Consider the following 20,110-nt stretch of genomic DNA (forward strand, 5'->3'; position numbering starts at 1 on the left):
CCCCACACCCCCGCAGCCGACCAACTACCTCTCAAGACCGCCGACCCATTCACGGGGCAACCCATGAGTGTCATGGAGGTAGCGAAAGTCCTCCTCGCTCAACGGCCCCCGAAACTCGGGCCGAGACAGCACCCGCCGCCCCCGTTCGAGAAGTTGAGTGAACCGCCGCTCCTCATCCAGCAACACCTCCCGCACTGTGCCGACCTCAAGTGACTGCCGGAAATGGTCAAGCGTGTGCTCAACAAGTTCCACCGGGAGGTCGGACAGCGTGCGCGACGGATCATCGCGCCGCAAGCTCGTGAGCAGCCGCCGCACCAACCGCCGCACCACATACCCACGCCCGGTGTTGGAAGGCCGTACCCCATCCCCCAACACCACGACACTCGACCGCAGATGATCAGAGACAACCCGCATCGAGTGCTCGTCCAGAACCCACAACGTGGGAAGGATCCGCATCCACGGCTCGAACACATCCGACTCATAGACCGACCGCCGCCCCTGAAGAACAGACACAAGCCGCTCCAACCCCATCCCCGTGTCAACGCTGACCTGACGCGACGGAACCAGCCCACCGTCCTCACCGCGTTCGAGCCGCATGTGCACCTGGTTCCAGATCTCCACCCAGCGCGAGTCGCTGGTCGGGGTGCCCTCAGGCGGGCCGTCTCCGGTCCAGAAGAAGATCTCCGAGTCGGGTCCACAGGGACCCACGGGCCCGTTGGACCACCAGTTCTCGTCCCGCGTCGACTCGACCGGCACACCCAACTCCCGCCAGGTGTCCAGCGATTCAAGGTCGGGGCCGACCTGTTCATCGCCGCCGAAGACAGTGACGTACAACTTCTCGCGCGGGATGCCGAAGCCGTCCCGCAGCAGCTCGTAGCCCCACCGCAGGCTCTGCGGATGGCCGTAGTCGCCCAACGACCATGAGCCGAGCATCTCGAACACGGTCAGGTGTGTGAGGTCGCCGACCTCGTCGAGGTCGGTGGTGCGCAGACAGCGTTGGACGTTGACCAGCCGCCGGCCCTGTGGATGGGGGCGCCCCTGGAGGTACGGCGTGAGCGGGTGCATGCCGGACGTGGTGAAGAGGACCGGGTCCGAGGGCGGTGGCAGGAGTGTGCTGCCGGTGATCGGGCGGTGTCCGCGTTCGCGGTAGAAGTCGAGGAACGTGCGGACGGTGTCGTCGGTGTTCATGGCGGTGCGTCCTTCGGGTCGGGTGGGGACCGGAAGGGACCGCGGGGCAGGGTGCGATGGTGCTGGAAACGACACGTCCCGGCGGTCCGTTTCCGGCCGCCGGGAGAGGTCTGTGAGGTCAGGCGTCGGCAGCCGGCGAGCTGGTCGCTCGCGCGGTCGCGGTGCCGGTGTGCCTGATGATCCTCATGGACGCAACGCTAACAGGACGCCTGCGGGCCGTCCTGCGGATTTTCACCGGGGCCTGCGCCACCGAGGTGCAGTGGTCCCGGTGCTGGGTCCGAGCCATCACCCCGGCCTGTGCCGCGTGGGCGAGGGAGCGGCGGTCGGGGTGGCTGCCGGGCGCGATGGTCTCCCCCACCTCGACCTCGGCGACCAGCCCGCGCGTCGACACGACCCGCCACACCGAGGTGAGCAGCGAGTCGCTGCCGACGAAGGCGGGTGCGGTGCTGGCGGTGCCGTCGGTCAGGTAGTGCAGGCTGACCGGCTGGACGGGGACTCCGGCGTCCAGCGCGGCCTGGAAGACGGCCCGCCGGAAATGCCCCTGGGCCCGGCCGCACCAGGTGCTGCCCTCGGGGAAGACGGCGACCGCTCCGCCGGCGCGCAGGGCGCCCGCGATGGAGGCGACCGTCTCGGGGAGGGCGCGCAGCCGGTCGCGGTCGATGAACAGGGCGCCGCTGCCCGCGGTCAGTGTCCCGGCCACGGGCCAGTGCCGGATCTCGGCCTTGGCCAGCATGCGGGCGGGGCGTACGGCGGCCAGCAGCGGGATGTCCAGCCACGAGATGTGGTTGGCGACCAGCAGCAGTCCGCCGGTGGGCGTGGTGGTGCCGGTGATACGGAGCCGTATGCCGGCGGCCCGGACGATCGTCCGGCACCACCAGCGCACCGCGCCGGCGGGGATCCTCCCCCGCAAGCGGGGGGACCCCCAGCCGATGGGTGTGAGTGCGGCACCGGCGGCCACCACGACCAGTACGGCCATGAATCGCAGCACGGCGCGCGGTACGGCCGTGACGGACCCCTTCGACTCGATGCACGCCCTGGGGGTGCAGGGCGCGCTGGGCAGCCAGACGCTCATCACGCCGGGACGAGCGAGAGGAAGTGCCGCAGATAGCGCGGGTTGACCCGGCGCATCGACAGCAGCACGTACAGGTCGGCGACCCCGAAGTCCGGGTCGTGGGCGGGCTCGCCGCACACCCAGGCGCCGAGGCGGACGTATCCGCGCAGCAGCGGCGGGAGTTCGACGCGGCCGGCGGGTCGGGTCACGCCGTCGGCGCTCCAGGGCAGCAGCGGTCGTACCCGGAACTCCTCGGGAGCCAGGTGCTTGGCGCTGACCCGGTCCCAGGTGCCGGCGGCGAGGGCGCCGCCGTCGGCGAGCGGGATGGAGCAGCAGCCGGCGAGCCAGTTGTGGCCGCGGTCGACCATGTAGCGGGCTATGCCGGCCCAGATGAGGCCGATGACCGCGCCGTCGCGGTGGTCGGGGTGGACGCAGGAGCGGCCGACCTCGACGAGGCCCGGGCGGATCGAGTCGAGGGGGGCGAGGTCGAACTCGCTCTCCGAGTAGAGCCGTCCGGCGACCGCGGCCCGCTCGGGCGGCAGCAGCCGGTAGGTGCCGACCACCTGCCCGGTGACCGTGTCGCGGACGAGGAGGTGGTCGCAGTAGGCGTCGAAGGCGTCGATGTCCAGGCCGGGCTGCAGGCTGGACAGGTGGGCGCCCATCTCCCCGGCGAAGACGTCGTGCCGCAGCCGCTGCGCGGCACGCACATCGTCCTCGTCTCGGGCGAGCGTGACGGTGTAGCGGGTCGGCGCGGCGGGCCGCGAAGGACGGTCGAGGGTGGAAACGCCGGTCATGGCTCTCCCTGATCACGGGCCGGGTTCGGCGGGGAACTGGCTGGCCGGTTCCGTATGTCCGGTCGCAACAGTTCTTCCTACGCCGGACGTCCTGCGCGTGACCTGTGCCCGGAGGCGGGATGTGAGCTTGTTGAACGGCGTCCTCACGCCCCGGTGCTCAGCACCTGGCGTTCACTTCGGCGGGGCGCGGCGGCGTCGAGAAGCAGCAGCCGGCGGCCGTACGCCGTCAACGACGGGGGTCCGGTGGGAGTTCCCTCGTGCCTCAACCGGTCGAAAGTGCCTGGCGGGACCAGGGATGAGCACCACTCCCGGTCCCGCCCGTCCGCATCTTGTCGGCGAACGTTCCTGTCCCGTGCGGGAGTTCAGCGCTTGGCGGCCTTGCGGGTGGCCCGCAGCCATTCCTTGTTCATGCCGGTGATGGAGACCAGCGGGATGCCCTTCGGGCAGGCGGTGGCGCATTCGCCGGCGAGGGTGCAGCCGCCGAAGCCCTCGTCGTCCATCTGCGCCACCATGTCGAGGACGCGGGTCTCGCGCTCGGGGGCGCCCTGCGGGAGGACGTTGAGGTGGTTGACCTTGGCGGAGGTGAAGAGCATCGCCGCGCCGTTGGGACAGGCGGCCACGCACGCTCCGCAGCCGATGCACTCGGCGTGCTCGAAGGCGAAGTCCGCGTCCGGTTTGGGCACGGCGGTGGCGTGGGCCTCGGGGGCGGCGCCGGTGGGGGCGGTGATGTAACCGCCGGCCTGGATGATCCGGTCGAAGGCCGAGCGGTCCACCACGAGGTCCTTGACGACCGGGAAGGCGGAGGCGCGCCACGGCTCGATGTCGATCGTGTCGCCGTCCTCGAAGGACCGCATGTGGAGTTGGCAGGTGGTGGTGCGTTCGGGGCCGTGCGCGTCACCGTTGATGACGAGCGAGCAGGTGCCGCAGATGCCCTCGCGGCAGTCGTGGTCGAAGGCGACCGGGTCCTCGCCCTTGAGGATGAGTTCCTCGTTGAGGGTGTCGAGCATCTCCAGGAACGACATGTCCGTGGAGATTCCGTCCACTTGGTAGGTGGACATGGCGCCTTCGGCGTCGGCGTTCTTCTGCCGCCAGACGCGCAGGGTGAGCTTCATGCGTAGCTCCGCTGGGTGGGGTGGACGTACTCGAAGACCAGGTCTTCCTTGTGCAGTACGGGAGATGAGCCGGTGCCGGTGAACTCCCAGGCGGCCGCGTAGCTGAACTCCTCGTCCCTGCGCTCCGCTTCGCCGTCCGGGGTCTGTGACTCCTCGCGGAAGTGGCCGCCGCAGGACTCGGCGCGGTTCAGTGCGTCGAGGCACATCAGCTCGGCGAGTTCCAGGTAGTCGACGATCCGGTTCGCCTTCTCCAGCGACTGGTTGAACTCCTCGCCGGTGCCCGGGACTTTGATCCGTCGCCAGAACTCCTCGCGGATCTGCGGGATGCGCTCCAGCGCCTTGCGCAGTCCGCTGTCGGTGCGGGCCATGCCGCAGAACTCCCACATGAGTTCGCCGAGTTCGCGGTGGAAGGAGTCGGGGGTGCGGTCGCCGTCCACCGCGAGGAGGAGGTTGAGGCGGTCCTCGGTCTCCGCCAACACCTCTTGTACGGCGGGGTGTTGGACGCCGATCTCCTCGTGTCCGGGATTCCGGGCGAGGTAGTCGTTGATGGTCGCCGGGAGGACGAAGTAGCCGTCGGCGAGGCCCTGCATCAGCGCGGAGGCGCCGAGGCGGTTGGCGCCGTGGTCGGAGAAGTTGGCCTCGCCGATCGCGAACAGGCCCGGGATCGTGGTCTGGAGGTCGTAGTCGACCCAGAGGCCGCCCATCGTGTAGTGCACGGCGGGGTAGATCCGCATCGGGACCGTGTACGGGTCCTCGGCGGTGATCCGGGCGTACATGTCGAAGAGGTTGCCGTACTTCTCCTCGACGGCCTTGCGGCCCAACCGGCCGATGGCGTCGGCGAAGTCGAGGTAGACGCCCTGTCCGCCGGGGCCGACCCCCCTGCCCTCGTCGCACACGTTCTTCGCGGCGCGGGAGGCGATGTCGCGGGGCACGAGGTTGCCGAAGGCCGGGTAGATGCGCTCCAGGTAGTAGTCGCGCTCGTCCTCGGGGATCTGGTTCGGCGGGCGCTGGTCGCGCTGGGCCTTCGGCACCCAGATCCGGCCGTCGTTGCGCAGGGACTCGCTCATCAGCGTGAGCTTGGACTGGTGGTCGCCGGTGCGCGGGATGCAGGTGGGGTGGATCTGCGTGAAGCACGGGTTGGCGAAGAGCGCGCCGCGCCGGTGCGCCCGCCAGACGGCGGTGGCGTTGGAGTTCATGGCGTTCGTCGACAGGTAGAAGACGTTGCCGTAGCCGCCGCTGGCGAGGACGACGGCGTCCGCGAAGTACGTGTCGATACGGCCCGTGACGAGGTCGCGGGCGACGATCCCGCGTGCCTTCCCGTCGATGACGATCAGGTCGAGCATCTCGGTGCGCGGGTGCATCTCGATGTTCCCGGCGGCGATCTGCCGGGACAGCGCCTGGTAGGCGCCGAGGAGGAGTTGCTGGCCCGTCTGGCCGCGGGCGTAGAAGGTCCGCGACACCTGCACGCCGCCGAAGGAGCGGGTGTCGAGCAGACCGCCGTACTCCCGCGCGAACGGCACACCCTGCGCGACGCACTGGTCGATGATCTCGACGGAGATCTGCGCGAGGCGGTGGACGTTGGACTCGCGGGCCCTGAAGTCGCCGCCCTTGACGGTGTCGTAGAAGAGGCGGTGGACGGAGTCGCCGTCGTTGCGGTAGTTCTTCGCCGCGTTGATGCCGCCCTGGGCGGCGATCGAGTGGGCGCGGCGCGGGGAGTCCTGGAAGCAGAACTGGACTACGTGGTAGCCCTGTTCGGCGAGTGTGGCGCCTGCGGAGCCGCCGGCGAGGCCGGTGCCGACGACGATCACCGTGTGTTTGCGCCGGTTGGCGGGGTTGACCAGCTTGGCCTCGAAACGGCGGGTGTCCCAGCGCTCGTTGATCGGGCCCGAGGGGGACTTGGTGTCGGTGACGGGTTCCCCGGTCGTGAAGTCCGCGTATTCAAGGGTCATTTCAGCTCACCACTCCGGTCATGACGCCCACGGGCACGGCGATGAAGCCGGCCGTGAGCAGCAGCGCGAGGACATTGGCGACGGTCTTCAGGGCGCGGTCGCGGCTGCGGCTGCCCGCGCCGAGGGTCTGCGCGGCGCTCCAGAAGCCGTGCCGGACGTGCAGGCCGAGGGCGAGCATCGCGACGATGTAGATGGTGTCGCCGTACCAGGTGGAGAAGGTGTCCACGACGTTCTGGTACGGGTGGCCCTCCTGGAAGCCGCCGGAGTGCACGGTGCCGGTCGTCAGGTCGAGGATGTGCCAGACGATGAACAGGCCGAGGATGATCCCGCCCCAGCGCATGGTGCGCGTGGCGTAGCTCGCCCGGCGTTTCCTGTGCACGTACTTGCTGGGGCGCGCCTTGATGTCGCGGCGGCTGAGCTGGTACGCGGAGACGGCGTGGGCGATCACGGCGACCACCAGCACGATGCGGATCAGCCAGAGCGTCCACTCGTAGTGCATGAAGGGTTCGCCGACGGTGCGCAGCCAGTGGGCGTAGTGGTTGAACTCGCCCGCCCCGAAGAAGATCTTCAGGTTCCCGATCATGTGGACGACCAGGTAGAGCAGCATGATCAGGCCGCTGACGGCCATCACCGTCTTCTTGCCGACGGAGCTGTCCCACACCGTGCGCGCCATCGACGGTCGTCGGTCCGTCCGCGTTGCCAGAGCCATGTCTACGGACGTTAGGCGCCCGAGGGCCGATCGGTCCAAGACATGGTCTGCCTGGTTTCCATAGCCTGCGGCTATCGTGGGTGCATGCAGTTCCAGCAGCTCCAGTACTTCGTCGCCGTCGCCGAGACCCGGCACTTCACCCGGGCCGCCGATCTGGTCCATGTCGCGCAGCCCTCGCTGTCCCAGCAGATCAAGGCGCTGGAGCGGGAGCTGGGCGCCGATCTGTTCCTGCGGGCCCGCGGCAACATCACGCTCACGGACGCGGGCGAGGCGCTGCTTCCGCTGGCCCGGCGCATCCTGGCGGACGCGGACACGGCCCGGCACGAGGTCCTCGAACTGGTCCAACTGCGCAGCGGACGGATCAGGTTGGGCGCGACGCCGAGCCTGTGCACGGGTCTGCTGCCGGACGTGCTGCGCGCCTTCCACGACCGCTATCCGGGCATCCGGCTGCTGATCGAGGAGGGCGGTTCGCACGATCTCGTACGGGAACTGGCGCGCGGCGCCCTCGACTTGGCCCTGGTGGTGCTGCCGCTGCCCACGCCCTCACCGGCGCTGACGACGGTGGAGCTGCTGCGCGAGAACCTGGTGGTCGTGTCCTCACCGGAGGCGCCGGCGCCGGGTCGCGGTCGGACGGTACGGATCTCCGACCTGGAGGGCGAGCGCCTGGTGATGTTCCGGCACGGCTACGACCTGCGCGAACTCACCGTCGCCGCCTGCCGCGCCGAGGGCTTCGAACCCGACTTCGCGGTGGAGGGCGGCGAGATGGACGCGGTCCTCGGCTTCGTCCGGGCGGGGCTTGGCGTGGCCGTCGTACCGCGCATGGTCGCGACGAAGTCCGGGCGCGGGCTGCGGGTGACCCCGCTGGCGCGGCCCGGTCTGCACCGGACGATCGCGCTCGCGCATCGCAGCGACGTGGCTCCGCCGCGGGCGGCCAGGGAGTTGCAGCGGATGTTGTTGGAACGGTGAGGTGAGCTGCGCGGGCTCGGCGGGGGGTGGTGCGGATGCCGGTTGGGGCGGAAGCGGTGGGCTGCGCGGACTCGGGAGGCGGCGGGCGCGGATGTCGGTTGCGGCGGCTGCTGTGGAGGCGACGAACCCCGCGAACTCGGCGGGGCCCTGGTTCGCATGCCGTGGGAGTTGTGAGCCGCAGCGCCTCACCCGGGCGCTGTCGCTGACGCCCGGCGCAGCAGGTGCTACGGGAGCAGCCAGCCTCGCGAGCCCACCCGGACGCCGGACGCGGCGGCTGCCGTGAAGGCGATGAACCCCGCGAACTCGGCCGGACGCTCATGCGGATGCCGTGCGAGCGGTGCGCCGCAGCGCTTCACCCGGACGCTGTCGCTGACGCCCGGCGCAGCAAGTGCTACGGAAGCAGCCAGCCTCGCCGGCCCACCCGGACTCCGGGTGCGGCAGGTGCTGCGGGAGCGGTGGGCCACGTGGTCCCATCCGGTCGCCGGTGCCGATGCCGGTTGTGACAGTCACCGTAGAAGCAGCGGCAACCGGGCGCCGCCGTACGGGAGTTCAACGCCCGTAGGCGCCCGCCCGGTTCACCACGTCGGGATGAACCCGCCGTCGATCACCAGGTCGCTGCCGGTGAGGTTGGCCGCGCGGTCGCCGGCGAGGAAGAGGACCACGTCGGCGATCTCGGCGGGCTTGGAGAAGCGGCCGGTGACGGTGGCGCCGGAGGCCCGCGCCACGACCTCCTCGGGGGTGATCCCGGCGGCGGCCGACACGGTCGCGGCCACGCCACCGCCGCCGAGCCACAGCTCCGTCTCGACCGGTCCGGGGCTGACGGTGTTGACCCGGATGCCCTTCGGACCGACCTCCTTGGACAGTGCCTTGGAGAAGGCGACCAGGGCGGCCTTGCCCGCGCTGTAGTCGATGACCAGCGGGTCGGGCAGGGTGGCGTTGACCGAACCGATCGTGACCACGGAGCCCCGCTCGGCGGCCAGCATCAGCGGCAGGGCGGCGCGGGTGACGCGTACCGCCGTGAGGAGGTTCAGGTCGAGGGTGCGCTGCCAGTCCTCGTCGGTCACGGACAGGAAGCCGCCGGTGCGCGGCGGTGCGGTGCCGACGTTGTTCACCAGGACGTCCACACGCCCGCCGGCCGCCGCGATCAGCCGCTCGGCCGCACCGGGCTCCGCGAGATCCACGGCAACCCAGGTGACCGGGAACTCCTTGACCAGAGCGTCCAGCCCCTCGGTGGTGGTACGCGACCCGGCGACGACGGTGGCCCCCGCCCCGGCCAGCGCCTCCACGATCGCCAGTCCGATCCCCTTGCTGGCGCCCGTCACTACGGCGGTCCGGCCCTGCAGTTCGGTGCTCATGGAGTCCAACTCCTTTGCGACGAGGCCTGCTTCTCAGGACGACAGCCCGCCGACCCGACGTGCGTCCGCCTCGGGCCATCCTCGCGCAGCCGCAGCGAGGGCGCCGCTCGAGACCGGAACCGGGGGGGTTACCGCCTCACCCCGTCGCGTCCACCAGCGCCAGGTCGTGCAGCCGGTCCGGCGGGCCCGGGCGGGCGTAGTACCAGCCCTGGGCCGTGTCGCAGCCGAGTATGCGGAGCTGTTCGGCCTGTGCGCCGGTCTCGACACCCTCGACCGTCACCGCGAGGTTCAGGCTGTGGGCGAGGGAGACGATGCCCTCGACGATCTTGAGGTCGACGGGGTCGGCCGGGAACTGCTGCATGCTCTGGGTGAAGGAGCGGTCCAGCTTGAGGATGCTCACCGGCAGGCGGCGGAGGTTGGCGAGGTTGGAGTAGCCGGTGCCGAAGTCGTCCAGGGCGATGTCGACGCCCATCTCGGCGAGGCGCCGCAGCGGCTTCAGGAGGTCGTCGTCGGCGCCGATCAGCGCCGACTCCGTGACCTCCAGGCAGAGCGCGTCGGGTGAGACACCGGTGCGCTCCAGGATGTCGACGGTGTCCTGGACCAGGCCGGGGTGGGTGAGCTGGCAGGGCGAGAGGTTGACGTTGATGCGCAGGGGGACGCCGTCGCCGTAGGACTCGCGCCACGCACGGGCCTGGCGTACGGACTGTTCCAGGACCCAGCGGCCCAACGGGACGATCAGGCCGGTGTGTTCGGCGAGCGGGATGAAGCGGTCGGGGCCGAGCACGCCGTGCTGCGGGTGCAGCCAGCGGACGAGGGCCTCGGCGCCGCGCACGCTGCCGTCGCCGAGGTGGACCAGCGGCTGGTACTCGATGAAGAACTCGCCCCGGTCCAGGGCGGCCGGCAGCGCGGTGGTCAGGCCGTGCCGGGTGATGACGCGGGCGTCGGCCTCGGGGTCGGCGAGCTCGAAGCGGTTCCCGCCCGCGGACTTGGCCCGGTACATGGTGATGTCGGCGCTGCGCAGCACCTCCGCGGGACCTCGCTCGCCGGCCGGGCCCTCGACGATGCCGATGCTGCCGCGCACGGTGAGGTCACGGCCGTCGATGCTGACGGGGGTGATCAGCGCGTTCATGATACGCCCGGCGAGTTCGTCGACCTCGCGCTCGGTGTCGGGGCCGGTGGTCAGCGCCACGAACTCGTCGCCGCCGAGCCGGGCGACCATCTCGCCGGGCGCGGTAGCGCACGACTGCAGCCGGTCGGCGACCTCGACGAGCAGCCGGTCGCCGGCCGCGTGGCCGAGGCTGTCGTTGATGGTCTTGAAGCCGTCGAGGTCGAGGTAACACAGGCCGAACCGCTGGTTGTTGCCCGCGCCGAGCGCCTTCTCCAGGCGTTCGAAGAACAGGGTGCGGTTCGGGAGGCCGGTGAGCGCGTCGTGTGTCGCCTCGTAGCGCAGCCGCAGGTTGAGCAGCCGCCGCTCGGTGGTGTCCTCCATGAGGGCGAGCTGGTACTGCGGGTTTCCGTCGGCGTCGCGCAGGAGGGAGACCGTGAGGTTGGTCCACAGGACCGTTCCGTCAGGTCGGTAGAACGCCTTCTCGACGTGGTAGTGCTCGCGCTCGCCGCGGACGAGTTCGTCGTAGAGGGTCCAGGTCTGGGGCGCGTCGTCCGGGTGGGTCCACTCGCGGACGTTGCGGCCGCCCATGGTCTGCTCGGTGATGCCGAACATGCGCAGCAGCGCGCCGTTGACCTGGAGGATGTTGCCGTCGAGGTCGGCCATGCCGATACCTATGGCCGCGCCCTCGAAGACCGCGCGGAAGCGGGCCTCGGTCGCGTGCAGGGCCTGTGCGACGACGCCCTGGGCCTGGAGGGCGGCCACCGAGATGGCCTCCTGCTCGGCCAGCGTGCGCTCGCGCAGTGCCTGGGCGAAGCCGGCGGCCATGGCGTGCTGGAGCCGGGCCGAGCGGATCCGCAGGTCTTCCTGGGAGCCGTCGCCGCCGCAGTAGAGCACCAGGTAGGCGTCGACGCACTCCAGGCTGTGGGCGAGGGCGTCGGGGTCGGTGCAGTGCGCGGAGACGAGGGCGGCGCCGACCGCCTTGCCCTCCTCGGCCTCGAAGGTCCTGGCCCGCAGCGCCTCGCTCAACCGCCGCGCCAGCGGCAGGAGCAGCTCCTCGAACTCGGGCCGGGTCAGCGACGTCGAGGTCGCCGGGAACACCGCCCGGCTCCAGATGGTCGCGAACCTGCGCAGTCTGCCCTCCGGCCCGTCCGGCTCCGCGATCACGCCGTGCGTCCTACGCCGGCGAAACCGGAGAAGGAGAACGGATCCTCGTCCTCCGCCGTGTCCGGCCGCCAGTCCGGCATCGGCACCAGTCCCGGTTCCACCATGTCGTACCCCTCGAAGAACCGCGCGATCTCCTCGCGCGAGCGCATGATCAGCGGATTGCGAATGTCCTTGTACACGTCCACCGCGCCCTCCGCCCGCTCCGGTGGCAGCGGGATTCCCTCGTACGAGGCATGGGTGAGGATCAGCAGGCTGCCGGGCGCGAGTGCCTCGCGCAGCTGTGCCACCGCCCCGTACGGGTCGTCCGCGTCTTCCACGAAGTGCAGTATGGCAACGAGAAGCAGCGCCACTGGCCGATTCACGTCGATCAGCCGCTGAACCTCGGCGCTCGCCAGGATCTCCTGGGGCTTGCGGAGGTCGGCCGCGACGACGTCCGCGGTCTCGTTGCCCGCCAGGACGGCCTGGCTGTGCGCGACCGCCACCGGGTCGTGGTCGACGTAGACGACATGGGCGCCGGGGCTGACCGCCTGGACCACCTCGTGGACGTTTCCGAAGGTGGGAATTCCGGAGCCGATGTCGAGGAACTGGGTGATGCCCTCGGCGGCCGCGAATCGTACGGCGCGACGCATGAACGCCCGGTTCGCCTGCATGATCTTGGGAAGTCCCGGGAGGAACTCCATGGCCTTGCGGGCCGCTTCCCGGTCGACCTCGAAGTTGTGCGAACCGCCCAGGTAGTAGTCGTAGATACGCGAAACGCTCGGCACCGAGATGTCGATGCTCCGTGGTGCCCAGGCGGGACGCTCCATGTATCTCTCCAAGGCGTAGGCGATCCGGTGTTCGAGCTGAGGCTACTGATCGCCCGCCAAAGGAGCGAGCGGAAACGGAAATTGACCATCCGTTCCCGGTCACTGCCTGCGGCACGTGCCGAATTGACGTGCGGGGACACGCGGAGAGGCGCGGAGAATGCCGGAATTGCTGCGCCGGAGACGGCAAAGCGGCCCGCCCCCTCCGTGCGGTGCGGAGGGGGCGGACCTGGGGTCGCGCGCGCTGCTGTGCTGTTCGGCATTTCCGTCGCTTGCCCGCGACCCTCCCTTCCGCGTTTCGTTGCCGAGTGGGCGGGGGGCGATCAACCCTGGGGAGGTTCTCGCTACTCCGCGGGCGCGCCGACCGGCTTCCCTTCAGGGGAGACGGCGTACCAAGTGCCGCCCACGCCCTGACCGTTGGTCTGTCCGGCGGCCGTGTCACCGGAGAAGGTGTAGATGGGCCAGCAGTTGACGGTCATCTGCTTGACGCCGTCGGGCCGGGTGAAGCCCATGAGGCCCTTCTTCTGCACACCCTTGGTGTCGTTCGCCGACACGATGCCGACGGCCGGCCACTTGTCCGCGCAGGCGCCGAGGCAGTTCGAGACCGACTTCGGCCATGCCTTGTCCTTGAGGAAGCGGTAGACCGTGTGGCCGTTCTTGTCGACGACGATGTCGCCGAGCTTCGCGTCCTTGCGGACCGAGAGGCCGGGCAGCGCGGCGAGGGTCGCCTTCTTGCCGTCGGGGGCGAGCGCGTACCACTTGCCGCCCACGCCCTGGCCGTTGACGTCACCGGCGTTGACGTCCTTGGCGTAGCGGTAGGCGGGCCAGCCGCCGATGGTCAGCTGCTTGGTGCCGTCGGTGCGGGTCACCTCGCCGAGGAGGGACTTGTCGATACCGGCGCCGGCCGTGGCGTCGTTCGCGGGAACCGGCGGCCACGCGGTGGCGCAGGCGCCGTCGCAGTTGGACTTGGGGGGATTGGCCGTGTCGGCGTCGAAACGGTAGAGGGTGAGACCCGCACCGTCGCTCAACACCTTGCCGAGGTCGGGGTTGTTGGCAACGGACAACTGGCCCGCGGGCTCGGCGGCCGCGGCCTGCTGGCCGTCCGCGCCGTAACCGTTGCCGACACCGGTGCTGGCGCTCGCCGTGGCACCGATGCTTCCGTAGCCTCCGGCCGCCGCCGTGGCACCGACGTTCTGTGCCGCGGAGGAAGGCGTGGGCGCATTGTCCGCACCGCATGCCGCCGTCAACGCCATGACGGACACGGCCGTCGCCGCGAGTGAGGCGCTCCGCCAGGAGGTCTTCATCGTCAACTCCCCATAATCACCTGGATGTTGCAGCGCCCGTCTGTGCCGCCGCACGGTCCTAGGTACGGGTGCGGACCACGGAAGTGTTCAACCGCCGCACAAATTTCTTTCCGACCCCTGTGACACGGCGGCTCCACCCAGTACGCGCGTGCGCATCCGGCCACGCCCGATGACCGGTTCGTCAAACCGTCGCACCACGCCTTCCACTCCTTCGGGGCAATCCCTTCGCGCCACGGCGCGCCACGGCCCGCGAGGCCTCATGATCTCCGTCGTGCATGGACCCGAACCGACCCGAACCGCCCTCGCCGCAAGGGTGTTGACCCTGGTGACGCTGACGTGGCTGCTGGCGGGCGCACCGGCGGGCCTGGCAGCGGCCGACGCCTGCGCGTACGCCTCGACGGGGCCGGACGGCACGGAGGCGGTGGCGATCGCCGGCGGCGACTCCTGGCCGACTCCCCCGGCCTGCCCGGAGCCGACCCCGCCACCGCCCTGCCCCTCCCCGACGCCCACCCCGCCACCGCCGAAGCCGACTCCGCCTCCCCCGCCGAAACCCACGCCGACCCCGACACCCAAGCCGACGCCGAAGCCACGGCCCACACCGAAGCCCGTACCGCCACCGCCCGCCCCGGCCCCCGCGGCTCCACTGCCCCGGGTGATCCCGACCCCCACGCCCACTCCGCCACCGACGCCGACCCCGACTCCGAAGCCATCGCCCAAGCCCACCCCGCATCCCTCGGCGTCCCCGGTGAGTTATCCGAAGTACCACGCCCAGCCGCGGCAGCGGCCCACGCCCGGTCGGACGTCGCCGGTCGTCTACGTCCTGCTCATCACCGTGCCCGCGGTGATCGCCATCGCCGCGCTGCGTCCGCGCTGATCCCCGGAGGAACCTCTTGTCGGAATGGCTTGTTCTCGCCCTCGCGATGGCGGCGGCCTGTGTCGTCGTCGTCATCGTCACCTTCCTGCGCGAACGCGCTGCGTCCGAGGACGAGGACCCCAGCGAGACCCCGGACGTCATCGAGTACATGACGATGTGGATCGGCGTGGTGTACGCCATCGTCCTGGGCCTGGCGATCGCCGGTGTCTGGGAGGCCCGCAGCGCCGCCCAGGACCATGTGCAGGCGGAGGCACAGGCGCTGCACGAGATCTCGGAGCGGGTGCGGGTCTACCCGGCGGACGAACGCGACCGTGTCCGGGCCGATGTGGAGGCCTACGTCTCGCAGGTCGTCAACGTCGAGTGGAAGACGATGGCCGACCACGAGAAGCTCACCCAGCGCGGCACCGACCTCCTTGAGCGGATCCGCGCGGACGTCACCGACTACCAGCCGAAGACGGACTTCCAGGCGCAGGCCTACCAGCCGCTCGTCGACCAGGTGACCGCGGTGGACTCGGCACGCAACGCCCGTTCGGACTCCACCGGGGCGACCATGCCGTCGGTGGTGTGGTTCGGGCTGCTCGCCGGGGCCGTGATCACCATCGGCATGGTCTTCGCGCTGCAGATCCGGCGTACGACACGGGAGCTGATCCTCGCCGGGCTGTTCTCGGCGCTGATCGCGTTCCTGCTGTTCCTGATCTGGGACTTCGACGCGCCGTACAGCCGCGGTATCACGGCGTCGGCGCAGCCGTTCCTGAACCTCTTCCCGCACCTCAAGGACTGACGGCCCCTCACCGGAGCCGGTCATCGGGGGACGTCCGCCACGCCGCGGGCGTCCCCCGGTCGCAGGAACGGTGTCCCCTGTGCGGCCCACACCGTTGCCCCATTCGCGCGACTGCGATCGCGGGAGCGCACACTTGTTCCTAGCGTTTCGGTCATCGAGGTGCATTTACGGCGCAAGCGGAAAAGGTCCGCTGCTGCTCCTCGGGGACCCGGAGGAATCACCATGCGCGCGATACGCGTCGCTTCGGCCGCACTGCTGGGCATCAGCGCCCTCGCCCTGTCCGCGCCGGTCGCCGTCGCGAAGGGCGACGGCAACCACAACATCACGCCGTTCGGCTTCAGCGTCCTGCCCTCGACGATCGCGGCGGGCGGCCAGGTGACCCTGCAGCTGGACCGGGACCAGGGCGGCTGCAAGGGCTCCGCCACGGTCTCCTCCGGGGTCTTCGACACCGTCAGGATCTCGCCGGGGCAGTCCTCGGCGACGGCGATGGTCGACTGGGACGCCAGGCCGGGCGCGGTGTACCAGGTGACGTTCACGTGTGACGGCGTGAGCGGCTCCACGGGTCTGACCATCGCCTCCGGCCGCACGAACAACAACAACATCCAGCCGCTCCAGCCCGCCCAGCAGATGCCCCGAGGGGTCCGGGCCGGTGAGGGCGGCAGCATCGCCGGCTTCAACCTCAAGGAGCTCGGCATCGGCGCGGCCCTCATCGCGGGCTCGGTGGGCGCGGCCTACCGCTTCTCGCGCCGCCGTGCCGGAGAGGACGGCGCCTGACCGCTCCGCCACCCGCACAGGCCTTCGCCCCGGAACCCGCATGGGTCCGGGGCGAAGGCCTGTCACGTGCGCCTGAACTCCGAAGGGGAGGAGGTCAGATCCCGCGCTCGGTGCGGCGGCGCATCCAGAACACCCCGCCGCCCACGACGGCCGCGGCGACCAGGCCGCCGCCGATCGCCATGTCGGTCGGGGTCGCCCCGGCGCTGCTGCTGCCGCCGAGTCCGCCGCGGACACCGCCGATGACGGTGTAGGCATCGTCACGGGTGAGCGAGGAGCCGTTGGAGCAGCGGACGGTGATGCTGTACGAGCCGGGGGTGGCCGACCGGCTGATCCTGGCCGTTCCGCTGGACGTCGTACCGGAGCGGCCGAGCAGGGACAGGTTGGCGGGGCGTTCGAACCCCGGTGAGGTCGCCATGGCGTTGCCGCCGCTGAAGCAGCCGTCGACCGTGACGGTGAGCTGTCCACCGCGGGCGATCACGCTGGGCAGGGCGACGATGTTGCTGGGGCTGGCGCCCATGCCGTCCGCGACGGCCACCGGGGCGGCGAGCCCCAGGACGGCCACCGCGGCACCGGCGGCAGCCAGGGCACGAGTTGTACGCATGTCATCCTCCGCGGAAGGCGCCCCGGGACCCGTCCCCGGTCGATCGGCGAGAAAACGCCTCCCAGACAGACCCTCAGATGCCTTGCGCGCGCCCGCATTTCGAGAATGGTCCGTCCTGGTGAGGGGACACGCCGAGGGAAAAGCGCACAATCGGATATTGCCGCAGGTCACGGACCGTCAGAAAATTCCTGTGACCGTCAACTCGTATGGCGCACATAAGGATGCTCGGGCCACCCGTTCGCGCTTTCCCCGTCGCCGGTTCCGGCTTCGGGACTTAGCGTTCTCGTATGCGCGATTGACGTGGCGACGGCCTCGTCGAGAGGGGATGGCGAATGTCTGCGTCGGAGCTGTCCGAGCTTGCCGAAGAGGAGGAGCGGCAGAAGAAGCGCGCCCCGTGGGGAGTGATAGCGCTTGTTCTGCTGACCGGTCTCGCGCTCATTCGGAATGGTTCGGGGGAGTTCGACGTGGGACCGCCCCAGCCGGCGTCGGCGGCGGCCGCGGACGCCCGTACCGGCCACAGCACCGTCGGCAAGGTCCCGGCCCCGCTGCCGTACTCCGTCGCCGACCGGGTGCGGATTCCCGCGATCCGGGTCGACGCCCCGATCATGCCGGTGGGCCTGGACGGGGACGGCTGGGTCGGTGCGCCGCCGCCGGAGGACCCGAATCTGGCGGGCTGGTTCACCGGCGCCGTCTCCCCCGGCGAAAAGGGCACGGCGGTCGTCGTGGGCCACGTCGACAACAAAATGGGCCCCGCCGTGTTCTACGGACTCGGGGCCCTCAAGAAGGGAAATCGCGTCGAGGTCGAGCGCAAGGACGGAAAGACGGCCGTGTTCGAGATCTACGGCATCGAGGTCTTCGAGAAGAAGGACTTCCCCGGCGACCGCGTCTACGCCTCCAAGGGAACTCCGGAACTGCGCGTCATCACCTGCGGCGGCGGCTTCTCCAAGCAGAACGGCTACGACGGGAACGTCGTCGCCTTCGCCCGCCTGGTCGAGGTCCGCTGAGCGTTCCCCGGCCGGGCGGCCCAGGTCGTGTCGACCCGGTCCCGTCTGCCCGGCCGCCCCCCTGGCGGACGACGGTAACGGGACGACAGGGCCTGCGGCCCGTCAGGTGGTGGCGCGGCGGCGCGGCAGCGTCATGTGGTAGCCGGAGTCCAGCAGGTGCGGCAGGTATTCGCGCAGCGCCTTCACACTCTGGGAACGGTCGCCCCCGGCGTCGTGCGAGAGCACCACGATGCCGGGGGCGGCGCCGTCCTCGACCGCGTCGACGATGTGGCGGATGCCGGGGGTGTCCCAGTCGAGGGTGTCGACGGTCCAGGCGAGTGGTTCCATGCCCATCTCGGAGCCGAGCTGGAAGGTGGCCCGGTTCCAGGCGCCGTAGGGCGCGCGGAACCACTGCGGGCGTTCCCCGTAGGCGTCCTCGATGACGTCGCTGGTGCGTTCCATCTCCGAGCGGATCTGGCCGCGGGTCATCTTGGTGAGCAGCGGGTGGGACCAGGTGTGGTTGCCGACGATGTGGCCCTCGTCGGACATCCGGGCCAGCAGGTCGCGGTTCCAGTCGGCCATCTCGCCGCAGACGAAGAACGTGGCGCGGACGTCGTACTCGGCGAGGGTGTCGAGGATGTGCGGGGTGTAGCGGGGGTCGGGTCCGTCGTCGAAGGTCAGGACCATGGTGTTGCCGCGTCCGGACATGCGCAGGAAGGGTTCGTGCCGCACCGGGACGTGGACGGGGGCGGTGTGGGGTGCGCCGTATCCGGCCACGGGCTGGAGGCGGTAGGAGGAGGGTTTGCGCGTGAGGCGCGGTGGGGGCCCGGCGGCGGGGGCGGCGGCCCGGACCGGGGCGTCGTCCGAGAGTCCGGAGTACAGCAGACCGGCGGTGCCGGCCGCCCCGACGGCAGCGGCGCCGGCGAGCAGGGCCCGTCGGCGCGTGAGCAACTGATCCTTCTTCATGACTCATCAGTCGCCCGGCCGGGCACCGCCGCCCCACGGCAACACCGGTGCGGCGGCAGGAAAGCACCCGCCCGGCCCAGTGTTCGCGCGGTCAGCGGCGCCGGACGAGGGGGAACGGCAGCGTCTCACGGATCGTCAGACCGGTGAGGAACATGACGAGTCGGTCGACACCGATGCCGAGTCCTCCGGTGGGCGGCATCGCGTATTCGAGGGCGTCGAGGAAGTCCTCGTCCAGCTCCATCGCCTCGGGGTCTCCCCCGGCGGCAAGGAGCGACTGGGCGGTGAGGCGGCGGCGCTGTTCGACGGGGTCGGTCAGCTCGGAGTAGGCGGTGCCGAGTTCGGTGCCGAAGGCGACCAGGTCCCAGCGTTCGGCGAGGCGGGGGTCGGTGCGGTGCTGGCGGGTGAGCGGGGAGACGTCGGTCGGGAAGTCCTTGTAGAAGGTCGGCAGCCGGGTCGGCTCCTCCACCAGCCGCTCGTACATCTCCAGTACGACGTCCCCGCGGCCGTCGTCTGCGCCGTACGGCACGCCCGCGCGGTCGCACAGCCGGTGCAGCCGGGCCAGTTCGGTGTCGGCGTCGATCTCCTCGCCCAGCGCCTCGGAGATCGCGCCGTGGACCGTCTTGACCGGCCAGGGCCCGGAGATGTCGTACTCCTGGCCGTCCTTGCGGGCGACGGGCGAGCCGAAGGCCGCGGTCGCGGCGCCCTGGATCAGTTCGCGGACGAGGTCGAGCATGACGTCGTAGTCGGCGTACGCCTGGTAGGCCTCCAGCATCGTGAACTCGGGGTTGTGCTTGTAGGAGACGCCCTCGTTGCGGAAGGTGCGGCCCATCTCGAAGACCTTCTCCATGCCGCCGACGCACAGCCGTTTCAGGTACAGCTCGGGGGCGATGCGCAGGTACAGGTCGAGGTCGTAGGCGTTGATGTGGGTGGTGAAGGGGCGGGCGTTGGCGCCGCCGTGGATCTGCTGGAGCATCGGGGTCTCGACCTCCAGGTAGCCGCGCTCCAACAGGCCCTGGCGCAGGGCCTGTACGGCGGTGGAGCGGGCGCGGACGACGTCACGGGCGCCGGGGCTCGCGACGAGGTCGAGGTAGCGCATGCGGACCTTGGCCTCGGGGTCGGTGAGGCCGCGGTGTTTGTCGGGCAGCGGGCGCAGGCACTTGCCGGTGAGCTGCCAGGAGGTGACGAAGACGGTGGGCTCGCCCTGGTCGCTGGTGCCGGCACGGCCGGTGGCGGTGATGTGGTCGCCGATGTCGGTGTCCGTGACGAAGCGGTCGAGGTCGGGGCCCGACTCGTCGCGGGTGAGGGCGAGTTGGTGGTCGCCGGACCAGTCGCGCAGGCCGACGAAGACGATCCCGCCGAAGTCGCGCACCAGCATGACCCGGCCGGCGACGGTGACGTCCTCCCCGGGGCGTACCTCGGCGAGGGTGTGGGTGCGCTGCGGGACGCCGACCGGGTAGGGGTCGGCGCCGGCGGCGCGCAGCCGGTCGAGTTTGTGGTGCCGGACGCGGACCTGTTCGGGCAGGCCGGTGTCCGGGCCGTCGGCCCCTGCCCCGTCCCCTCCGTCGAGGCCGAGTGCCGACAGCGACGGCAGCCCCTCGGTGGTCGCGGGCCGCTGTCCGCTCTTCGGG

The 20,110-nt window shown here is 70.6% G+C and carries 18 protein-coding genes; 5 read left to right on the plus strand and 13 right to left on the minus strand.

Features of this window, described 5'->3' with window-relative positions:
- Positions 1 to 24: 24 nt before the first annotated feature.
- From ACFWP5_RS37275 to ACFWP5_RS37300, 6 genes are all read right to left on the minus strand, one after another.
- A complete protein-coding gene (locus tag ACFWP5_RS37275; protein WP_384167149.1) occupies positions 25 to 1,188 on the minus strand; it encodes an alanine--tRNA ligase-related protein in 1,164 nt (387 codons plus the stop codon).
- A gap of 118 nt (positions 1,189 to 1,306) precedes the next feature.
- Positions 1,307 to 2,260 (minus strand): lysophospholipid acyltransferase family protein, encoded by a 954-nt coding sequence (locus ACFWP5_RS37280; RefSeq protein WP_384167151.1) that lies wholly within the window; start codon positions 2,258 to 2,260, stop codon positions 1,307 to 1,309.
- The gene (locus tag ACFWP5_RS37285; RefSeq protein WP_384167153.1) at positions 2,260 to 3,033 is read right to left on the minus strand and encodes a GNAT family N-acetyltransferase; all 774 of its coding nucleotides are present in this window, start codon (positions 3,031 to 3,033) and stop codon (positions 2,260 to 2,262) included. The genes ACFWP5_RS37280 and ACFWP5_RS37285 overlap by 1 nt, the downstream gene beginning before the upstream one ends.
- A 362-nt stretch (positions 3,034 to 3,395) precedes the next feature.
- The gene (locus ACFWP5_RS37290) at positions 3,396 to 4,145 is read right to left on the minus strand and encodes a succinate dehydrogenase/fumarate reductase iron-sulfur subunit (protein ID WP_384167155.1); all 750 of its coding nucleotides are present in this window, start codon (positions 4,143 to 4,145) and stop codon (positions 3,396 to 3,398) included.
- Entirely contained in the window at positions 4,142 to 6,094 is a 1,953-nt protein-coding gene (locus ACFWP5_RS37295; RefSeq protein ID WP_384167157.1) for a fumarate reductase/succinate dehydrogenase flavoprotein subunit, read from the minus strand. Before ACFWP5_RS37295 ends, ACFWP5_RS37290 begins: the two co-directional genes overlap by 4 nt.
- A gap of 1 nt (position 6,095) precedes the next feature.
- Positions 6,096 to 6,767: a succinate dehydrogenase gene (locus ACFWP5_RS37300; protein WP_384167199.1), complete on the minus strand. Its 672-nt coding sequence runs from the start codon at positions 6,765 to 6,767 to the stop codon at positions 6,096 to 6,098.
- Positions 6,768 to 6,887: 120 nt separating this feature from the next.
- Here ACFWP5_RS37300 and ACFWP5_RS37305 point away from each other — a divergent pair, with 120 nt between their 5' ends.
- On the plus strand, positions 6,888 to 7,769 hold the full coding sequence (locus ACFWP5_RS37305; RefSeq protein ID WP_384167160.1) for a LysR family transcriptional regulator: 882 nt from the start codon (positions 6,888 to 6,890) through the stop codon (positions 7,767 to 7,769).
- Positions 7,770 to 8,344: 575 nt separating this feature from the next.
- On the opposite strand, the gene ACFWP5_RS37310 is transcribed toward ACFWP5_RS37305, so the two are convergent.
- The 4 genes from ACFWP5_RS37310 to ACFWP5_RS37325 form a co-directional block, all read right to left on the minus strand.
- Positions 8,345 to 9,124, minus strand: a complete 780-nt coding sequence (locus ACFWP5_RS37310) for an SDR family NAD(P)-dependent oxidoreductase (RefSeq protein WP_384167163.1) — start codon at positions 9,122 to 9,124, stop codon at positions 8,345 to 8,347.
- A gap of 136 nt (positions 9,125 to 9,260) precedes the next feature.
- Positions 9,261 to 11,396: a putative bifunctional diguanylate cyclase/phosphodiesterase gene (locus ACFWP5_RS37315; protein ID WP_384167166.1), complete on the minus strand. Its 2,136-nt coding sequence runs from the start codon at positions 11,394 to 11,396 to the stop codon at positions 9,261 to 9,263.
- Positions 11,393 to 12,202, minus strand: a complete 810-nt coding sequence (locus ACFWP5_RS37320) for an SAM-dependent methyltransferase (RefSeq protein WP_384167169.1) — start codon at positions 12,200 to 12,202, stop codon at positions 11,393 to 11,395. The genes ACFWP5_RS37315 and ACFWP5_RS37320 overlap by 4 nt, the downstream gene beginning before the upstream one ends.
- A 341-nt stretch (positions 12,203 to 12,543) precedes the next feature.
- The gene (locus ACFWP5_RS37325; RefSeq protein WP_384167172.1) at positions 12,544 to 13,503 is read right to left on the minus strand and encodes an SCO0930 family lipoprotein; all 960 of its coding nucleotides are present in this window, start codon (positions 13,501 to 13,503) and stop codon (positions 12,544 to 12,546) included.
- 271 nt (positions 13,504 to 13,774) lie between these two features.
- Between ACFWP5_RS37325 and ACFWP5_RS37330 the strand changes: the two genes are divergently transcribed.
- The 3 genes from ACFWP5_RS37330 to ACFWP5_RS37340 all read left to right on the plus strand — a co-directional run bounded on the left by ACFWP5_RS37330 (position 13,775) and on the right by ACFWP5_RS37340 (position 15,932).
- Positions 13,775 to 14,377 (plus strand): hypothetical protein, encoded by a 603-nt coding sequence (locus ACFWP5_RS37330; RefSeq protein WP_384167175.1) that lies wholly within the window; start codon positions 13,775 to 13,777, stop codon positions 14,375 to 14,377.
- Between the two features lie 16 nt (positions 14,378 to 14,393).
- Positions 14,394 to 15,158 carry a DUF4239 domain-containing protein gene (locus ACFWP5_RS37335; protein ID WP_384167178.1) on the plus strand — a complete coding sequence of 255 codons (765 nt, stop codon included), beginning with the start codon at positions 14,394 to 14,396 and terminating at the stop codon, positions 15,156 to 15,158.
- Positions 15,159 to 15,380: 222 nt separating this feature from the next.
- Positions 15,381 to 15,932 carry a hypothetical protein gene (locus ACFWP5_RS37340; RefSeq protein ID WP_384167181.1) on the plus strand — a complete coding sequence of 184 codons (552 nt, stop codon included), beginning with the start codon at positions 15,381 to 15,383 and terminating at the stop codon, positions 15,930 to 15,932.
- Between the two features lie 94 nt (positions 15,933 to 16,026).
- Here the strand turns inward: ACFWP5_RS37340 and ACFWP5_RS37345 are convergent, their stop codons facing one another.
- Positions 16,027 to 16,533, minus strand: a complete 507-nt coding sequence (locus ACFWP5_RS37345; protein WP_384167184.1) for a hypothetical protein — start codon at positions 16,531 to 16,533, stop codon at positions 16,027 to 16,029.
- 332 nt (positions 16,534 to 16,865) lie between these two features.
- On the opposite strand from ACFWP5_RS37345, the gene ACFWP5_RS37350 reads away from it, so the two are divergent.
- Positions 16,866 to 17,537, plus strand: a complete 672-nt coding sequence (locus tag ACFWP5_RS37350; protein WP_384167187.1) for a class F sortase — start codon at positions 16,866 to 16,868, stop codon at positions 17,535 to 17,537.
- A 102-nt stretch (positions 17,538 to 17,639) separates the two neighbouring features.
- Here ACFWP5_RS37350 and ACFWP5_RS37355 read toward each other — a convergent pair whose 3' ends face one another.
- Together ACFWP5_RS37355 and lysX are read right to left on the minus strand one after the other, a co-directional pair.
- Complete coding sequence (locus ACFWP5_RS37355; RefSeq protein WP_384167190.1) at positions 17,640 to 18,482, minus strand: polysaccharide deacetylase family protein; 843 nt, start codon at positions 18,480 to 18,482, stop codon at positions 17,640 to 17,642.
- A gap of 91 nt (positions 18,483 to 18,573) precedes the next feature.
- A partial coding sequence (gene lysX / locus ACFWP5_RS37360) for a bifunctional lysylphosphatidylglycerol synthetase/lysine--tRNA ligase LysX (RefSeq protein WP_384167193.1) occupies positions 18,574 to 20,110 on the minus strand: 1,537 nt, incomplete at its 5' end.

Source organism: Streptomyces sp. NPDC058469, assembly GCF_042721125.1.
Classification (GTDB): Bacteria; Actinomycetota; Actinomycetes; order Streptomycetales; family Streptomycetaceae; genus Streptomyces.

What these genes read in the sequence shown, in the direction of transcription:
- ACFWP5_RS37275 (WP_384167149.1), bottom strand. Translation starts at nt 1,188, where the DNA reads ATGAACACCGACGACACCGTCCGCACGTTCCTCGACTTCTACCGCGAA.
- ACFWP5_RS37280 (WP_384167151.1), bottom strand. Translation starts at nt 2,260, where the DNA reads ATGAGCGTCTGGCTGCCCAGCGCGCCCTGCACCCCCAGGGCGTGCATC.
- ACFWP5_RS37285 (WP_384167153.1), bottom strand. Translation starts at nt 3,033, where the DNA reads ATGACCGGCGTTTCCACCCTCGACCGTCCTTCGCGGCCCGCCGCGCCG.
- ACFWP5_RS37290 (WP_384167155.1), bottom strand. Translation starts at nt 4,145, where the DNA reads ATGAAGCTCACCCTGCGCGTCTGGCGGCAGAAGAACGCCGACGCCGAA.
- ACFWP5_RS37295 (WP_384167157.1), bottom strand. Translation starts at nt 6,094, where the DNA reads ATGACCCTTGAATACGCGGACTTCACGACCGGGGAACCCGTCACCGAC.
- ACFWP5_RS37300 (WP_384167199.1), bottom strand. Translation starts at nt 6,767, where the DNA reads ATGGCGCGCACGGTGTGGGACAGCTCCGTCGGCAAGAAGACGGTGATG.
- ACFWP5_RS37305 (WP_384167160.1), top strand. Translation starts at nt 6,888, where the DNA reads ATGCAGTTCCAGCAGCTCCAGTACTTCGTCGCCGTCGCCGAGACCCGG.
- ACFWP5_RS37310 (WP_384167163.1), bottom strand. Translation starts at nt 9,124, where the DNA reads ATGAGCACCGAACTGCAGGGCCGGACCGCCGTAGTGACGGGCGCCAGC.
- ACFWP5_RS37320 (WP_384167169.1), bottom strand. Translation starts at nt 12,202, where the DNA reads ATGGAGCGTCCCGCCTGGGCACCACGGAGCATCGACATCTCGGTGCCG.
- ACFWP5_RS37325 (WP_384167172.1), bottom strand. Translation starts at nt 13,503, where the DNA reads ATGAAGACCTCCTGGCGGAGCGCCTCACTCGCGGCGACGGCCGTGTCC.
- ACFWP5_RS37340 (WP_384167181.1), top strand. Translation starts at nt 15,381, where the DNA reads ATGCGCGCGATACGCGTCGCTTCGGCCGCACTGCTGGGCATCAGCGCC.
- ACFWP5_RS37345 (WP_384167184.1), bottom strand. Translation starts at nt 16,533, where the DNA reads ATGCGTACAACTCGTGCCCTGGCTGCCGCCGGTGCCGCGGTGGCCGTC.
- ACFWP5_RS37350 (WP_384167187.1), top strand. Translation starts at nt 16,866, where the DNA reads ATGTCTGCGTCGGAGCTGTCCGAGCTTGCCGAAGAGGAGGAGCGGCAG.
- ACFWP5_RS37355 (WP_384167190.1), bottom strand. Translation starts at nt 18,482, where the DNA reads ATGAAGAAGGATCAGTTGCTCACGCGCCGACGGGCCCTGCTCGCCGGC.